We start from the raw sequence: 5,752 nt of genomic DNA, 5'->3' as shown, positions 1-5,752 counted from the left end.
GTCGAAGTGGGCACCGGCACCGGCGACTCGGCTCGCTGGTTGCTCGCGGGCATGGCCCCGAGCGGACTGCTGACCTCGATCGATCTCGACCCGACCGCGCAGCGCATCGCGCGCGAAGCGCTCGCGGCCGACGGGGTGCCGCGGTCGCGCACCCGGTTCATCACGGGCCTCGCCGATCAGGTGCTGCCGCGGCTCGCGGAGGGCGCCTACGACCTGATGTTCGTCGACGCGGCGCCGAGCGGATATCCGATGTACCTGGAGGTCGGGTCGCGGCTGCTGCGGCCCGGCGGGGCGATCGTGTTCGCAGGCACCAACCCGCCCGAGACCGCGGACCGGCACGATTCGCGGGCGGCGGCGCTGCGCGAACTCACCCAGGCCATCCGCGCCGACGAGGGCCTCGTGCCAGTGGCGCTGCCGGTCGGCGACGGCCTGCTCGCCGTCGCCCGCTCGATCTGATCCGCGCCCGGAGTGAACGGACCGCTGGCCCGGCTGGTTCGGACGAACGGTCCACCCACTCGCGGAACCCGGAGTTGCTGATCGAGTGAACGGACTGTTGGTCCGGCTGGATTGGCCGAACGGTCCGCCCACTCGCGGTGATCAAGCGGGGGAGACGGACAGCAGCTGGCCCGCCAGGCCGCGGGCGCGGGTGGACAGCCGCTTGGCGACGTCGGCGAGCACCTTCGACGACGGCGCGTCCGGCGCCTCGATGACCAGCGGAGTCCCGCTGTCCCCGGACTCCCGCAGCCGGGTGTCCAGCGGGACCTGGCCCAGCAGCGGGACATCGTGGCCGATCGAGCGGGTCAGCGAGTCCGCCACGATCTGCCCGCCGCCGCTGCCGAAGACCTCCATGCGCTGCCCGTCGGGCAGCTCCATCCAGGACATGTTCTCCACGACCCCGGCGAGCCGCTGCCGCGTCTGCATCGCGATCGCCCCGGCGCGCTCGGCGACCTCGGCGGCTGCCTGCTGCGGCGTGGTCACCACCAGGATCTCGGCGTTCGGGATCAGCTGGGCGGTGGACAGCGCGACGTCGCCGGTGCCGGGCGGCAGGTCCAGCAGCAGCACGTCCAGGTCGCCCCAGAACACGTCCGAGAGGAACTGCTGCAGCGCGCGGTGCAGCATCGGCCCGCGCCACACGACCGGCGTGTTGCCCGGGGTGAACATCCCGATGGAGATCACCTTCACGCCGTGCGCCTGCGGCGGCATGATCATCTTGTCCACCTGGGTGGGCTTGCCGTCCGAACCCAGCATCCGGGGCACCGAGTGCCCGTAGAGGTCGGCGTCGACCACGCCGACCGACAGCCCGCGCGCGGCCAGCGAGGCGGCCAGGTTGACCGTCACGCTGGACTTGCCGACGCCGCCCTTGCCGGAGGCCACGCAGTACACCCGGGTCATCGAGCCGGGCTCGGCGAACGGGATGCGCGGTTCCTCGGAGTCGCCGCGCAGCTGCTTGCGCAGTTCGGAGCGCTGCTCGTCGCTCATCACGTCGAGTTCGACGGTCACCTCGCGCACCCCGTCGACCTCGCGCACGGCCTGGTCGACGCGCTGCGTGATGGTTTCCCGCATCGGGCAGCCCTGGACGGTCAAGTAGACCTCGACGTCCACCTTGCCGTCCTCGCCGACGGTGACCGACTTGACCATGCCGAGTTCGGTGATCGGCTTGTGGATCTCGGGGTCATCGACCTTGCCGAGGGCCTGGCGGACGGCCTCTTCCGTGGGAGCGGAGTACGTGCTGGTCACGGTTGCGGTGACACCGACCCTTCCTGCGGGGACTGGTTGCCCCTCATGCTACTGACCGGAAAGTGATGTTACGGACCGGTAGCCCCATGGGGGCGGGCGAGGGGTGCGCGGGGCGTGACCGCCCGGCGGCCGGCCCGGCGATCGTCGCGCCCGGGTTCGACGTGCTTGCGCTCGCCGCAGCGGTCCCGTGCGCTGGATTATTCCAGGCACCGGCTCCGACGTGCTGACATGAACAAACACGGGGGCGCTTCGCATTCATCTGACTGCCCTCCGTAGTATTACGCATCGTGACCGAGATAGGTCTTGACCGATTACCCACTAGTGGCGAGATGACGGCCTACCGCGCCTTCCTGCGCGCCCACGCCCGCGTCACGCGGTGCCTGGAGGGGGACCTGATCGCCCAGCAGCGGCTCACGCTCGCGGCCTACGACGTGCTGCGCGCACTGGCCGAGGCGCCGGAGCGGCGATTGCGAATGACCGAGCTGGCGGACGCGGTTCTGCTGTCCCGGTCCGGGGTGACCAGGCTGGTGGACCGGCTGGAGCGGATCGGGCTGGTGCACCGGGTCCGGGTGGATTCGGACGGCAGGGGAGTGCTCGCGGTGATCAGCGAAGCCGGTGAACACCGATTACGGTCTGCAGCCGACACGCAGCTCGCCGGGGTGATGCAGTACTTCCTCTCGGTGACCGAGCCGCAGGAGCTGGAACAGTTCGCCCGGATCTGCGAGAAGCTCGCCGCCGGTGGCGTCCCGGCCCCGCCCGGGCAGCGCGCCCAGGCATGATCGACCGCCGATCGTCGCAGGCGCCCGCGCGCCGCTGAGTTCGTGCGAGCGGTGCTGGACCTGGCGGTGCCGGCCGAGCGCGCTGCGAGGAGCCCCATCAGGGCACGTCGTCGCGCTCGCCCGCGCCCTCCGCGGATTCCCGGCGGCGGCGCGCGCCCGCGCTCTCCGTGCCGGGCAGTTCGTCGCGCAGCCGGTCCAGCTCGCCGCGCAGGTAGTCCCGGGTGGCCACCTCGCCGACGGCCAGGCGCAGCGCGGCGAGTTCGCGGGCCAGGTACTCGGTGTCGGCCTTGGTCTGCTCGGCCCGCGCCCGGTCCTCCTCCAGCGAGACCCGGTCCCGGTCGTCCTGCCGGTTCTGCGCCAGCAGGATCAGCGGCGCCGCGTACGACGCCTGCGTGGAGAACGCCAGGTTGAGCAGGATGAACGGGTACGGGTCCCACGCCAGCCCGACCGCGAACAGGTTCATCGCGATCCAGGTGGTCACGAACACGGTCATCCAGAACAGGAACTTCCCGGTGCCCAGGAACCGGGCGATGCGCTCGGAGACCTGCCCGAAGACTTCCGGGTCGAACCGCACGGCGAACCGGCGCGGCATCCGCGGCTGGTCCAGCCGGCGGCGGGGCAGCAGTTCAGGCATCGTCGCTCGCTCTCCGCGCCGCCGCGGCGCCGGTTCGCGGATCACCCGGCGCGGCGGGATCGTCGCGGTCCGGCAGCCCGCTCTCCCGCCAGTTCTCCGGCAGCAGGTGGTCGAGCACGTCGTCCACGGTGACCGCGCCGATCAGGTGCTCCTGGTCGTCCAGCACCGGGCCGCAAACCAGGTTGTAGGCGGCGAAGTAGCGAGTGACCTCGGCCAGCGAGGCCGTCGGCGGCAGGCTCGCCAGCCCGGTGTCCAGCGCCCCGGCGACCAAAGTGGACGGTGGTTCGCGGAGCAGCCGCTGGATGTGCACGCAGCCCAGGTAGCGCCCGGTCGGCGTGGCCGACGGCGGGCGGCAGACGAAGACCATGCTGGCCAGCGCCACCGGAAGCTCGGCGTTGCGCACCATCGCCAGCGCCTCGGCGATCGTGGCGTCCGGCCCGACCACGACCGCTTCCGGGGTCATCAGCCCGCCCGCGGTGTCCGACGAGTACGCCAGGAGCCGTTTGACCGGCGCGGACTCGGCGGGCTCCATCAGCTCCAGCAGCCGGTTCTTGTCCCCTTCGGACAGTTCGGCGAGCAGGTCGGCGGCGTCGTCCGGGCTCATCGCCTCGAGCACGTCCGCGGCCCGGTCTTCGCCGAGGTGGGTCAGCAGGTCCTTCTGGTCGTCCTCGGGCATCTCCTCCACGACGTCGGCGAGCCGTTCGTCGTCGAGCGCCTCGGCGACCTCGTAGCGCCGTTTGGCGGGCAGTTCGTGCAGCGTGCTGGCGACGTCCACGGCGCGCATCGTGTCCAGCATCGTCAGCAGCTGCTCGACGCCCTGCGGACGGCCGCTGAGCTCGGCCACGGCGAGGCCGCTGACCTGGTCCCACTCCAGCACCTGCACCGCTCCGCGCCGTCCCAGCCGCCCGGAGCGTTCCCGCACCGCGAGCCTGCTGATCCGCCAGTCCCGCGTGCGGGTCTGCTCCAGCGCGGCGTCCACCAGCACGGCCGCTGCGCCGGAGGCGGCCACCGTGACCTTCGCGTCGAGCAGCTGGCCGAGCACCAGGACTTCGTTGGGGCGCTGGTGGAAGTGGCGCATGTTGACCGAGCCGGTGGCGAGGGTGACCGCGTTCGGCTCGATCCGGGTCACCCGCAGCATCGGCACGAAGATCCGCCTGCGCGGGGCCATCTCCATGACCAGGCCGAGCACTCGCGGCGGCTGGCTGCCGATCCGCAGCCCGGCCACCACGTCGCGCACCCGCCCGATCGACTCGCCGTCCGGCCCGAACACGGCGAGTCCGGCGACTCGCGCCGCGTACACCCTGTCGGTGGCTGCCACGCTGATCAGGCTAGTCGGCCCGGCGGGCACGGGCAGTCGCAGCGAGATCCGAGCGCATGTCGTGGCGGTCCGGGACGGGCACCAAGACGTTCGTCACACCTCCGGCGGCCGCCGCGCGTGATAGATACCGGATGCCGTGCTCGACGAGGAGGTTTTCGTGGATCAGCGTTCCCGCCGCAGTTGCCTGGCCGTTCCCGGTTCGAGCGCGAAGATGATCGACAAGGCGCGCGGTCTGGCGGTGGACTCGTTCTTCCTGGACCTGGAGGACGCGGTCGCGCCGCTGGCGAAGGCCGAAGCCCGCGGCCGGGTGGTGGACGCGCTCAACGAGGGCGGCTGGGACGGCAAGATCCGGTCGGTGCGGGTCAACGACCTCAGCACGGAATGGACCTACCGGGACGTGATCGAGGTCGTGGAGGGCGCCGGGGCGAACCTGGACACGATCATGCTGCCGAAGGTGCAGGGCGCCGAGCAGGTGCGCTGGCTGGACCTGACGCTGTCCCAGATCGAGCGGGCGAACGGGCTGGAGCCAGGCCGGATCGGCGTCGAGGCGCAGATCGAGGACGCCCGCGGGCTGGTCGAGGTGGACGCCATCGCGGGCGCGACGCCGCGGATGGAGGCGTTGATCTTCGGACCCGCGGACTTCATGGCCTCGATCAACATGCGCTCGCTGGTCGTGGGTGAGCAGCCGCCCGGCTACGACGTCGGCGACGCCTACCACTACACCCTGATGCGGCTGCTGATGGCCGCGCGGGCGCACGACATCCAGGCGATCGACGGTCCGTACCTGGCGATCAAGGACCTGGAGGGGCTGCGGCGGGTCGGCGGCCGGTCGGCGGCGCTGGGCTTCGACGGCAAGTGGGTGCTGCACCCGGCGCAGGTGGACGCGGTGAACGAGCTGTTCTCGCCGCGGCAGGAGGACTACGACCACGCCGAGAACATCCTGGACGCCTACGAGTGGCACACCTCGGAAGCCGGTGGCAAGCGCGGTGCGGCGATGCTCGGCGACGAGATGATCGACGAGGCGTCCCGCAAGATGGCGCTGGTGATCGCGGGCAAGGGCCGCGCCGCCGGGATGTCCCGGCAGGATCCCTGGACGCCGCCGGAGAGCTGATTCCGCGCGTGCGGGCTGCGCGGGATCTCGCGAGTTCCGCCCGTGCGGACGTACCTCGTCGCCGCCGAAGCGCGGTAGGTTGTGATCAACGGGTCGTCGGGGGTGGTCGCGGGTCCGCCGCTGCCGGCTCGGATCGGATCGACCGAGGGGCGGCGGCATGGACGGCGGCGGCG

Annotated in this window: 6 protein-coding genes; 3 read left to right on the top strand and 3 right to left on the bottom strand. The window is 71.8% G+C overall.

Annotated elements, in window-relative coordinates; genetic code table 11:
* Positions 1-456, top strand: a 456-nt coding sequence (locus IJH84_RS20190) for an O-methyltransferase (RefSeq protein WP_295147552.1), incomplete at its 5' end; no start/stop codon positions are given.
* A gap of 141 nt (positions 457-597) precedes the next feature.
* Here the strand turns inward: IJH84_RS20190 and IJH84_RS20185 are convergent.
* Positions 598-1,737, bottom strand: coding sequence for an Mrp/NBP35 family ATP-binding protein (locus tag IJH84_RS20185; RefSeq protein WP_295147549.1), 1,140 nt, complete (start codon positions 1,735-1,737; stop codon positions 598-600).
* A 329-nt stretch (positions 1,738-2,066) separates the two neighbouring features.
* Here IJH84_RS20185 and IJH84_RS20180 point away from each other — a divergent pair, with 329 nt between their 5' ends.
* On the top strand, positions 2,067-2,516 hold the full coding sequence (locus IJH84_RS20180) for a MarR family transcriptional regulator (RefSeq protein WP_295147546.1): 450 nt from the start codon (positions 2,067-2,069) through the stop codon (positions 2,514-2,516).
* Between the two features lie 97 nt (positions 2,517-2,613).
* On the opposite strand, the gene IJH84_RS20175 is transcribed toward IJH84_RS20180, so the two are convergent.
* Positions 2,614-3,150, bottom strand: coding sequence for a DUF1003 domain-containing protein (locus tag IJH84_RS20175; RefSeq protein ID WP_295147543.1), 537 nt, complete (start codon positions 3,148-3,150; stop codon positions 2,614-2,616).
* The gene (locus IJH84_RS20170; protein ID WP_200073299.1) at positions 3,143-4,468 is read right to left on the bottom strand and encodes a CBS domain-containing protein; all 1,326 of its coding nucleotides are present in this window, start codon (positions 4,466-4,468) and stop codon (positions 3,143-3,145) included. The genes IJH84_RS20175 and IJH84_RS20170 overlap by 8 nt, the downstream gene beginning before the upstream one ends.
* Positions 4,469-4,625: 157 nt before the next feature.
* Between IJH84_RS20170 and IJH84_RS20165 the strand changes: the two genes are divergently transcribed.
* On the top strand, positions 4,626-5,579 hold the full coding sequence (locus IJH84_RS20165; RefSeq protein WP_295147539.1) for a CoA ester lyase: 954 nt from the start codon (positions 4,626-4,628) through the stop codon (positions 5,577-5,579).
* Positions 5,580-5,752 lie beyond the last annotated feature (173 nt).

The sequence above is a fragment of the Saccharopolyspora sp. genome, assembly GCF_017434145.1.
In the GTDB taxonomy this organism is placed as follows: domain Bacteria; phylum Actinomycetota; class Actinomycetes; order Mycobacteriales; family Pseudonocardiaceae; genus Saccharopolyspora_C; species Saccharopolyspora_C galaxeae.
This window is presented reverse-complemented; position numbering and strand designations above follow the sequence as displayed.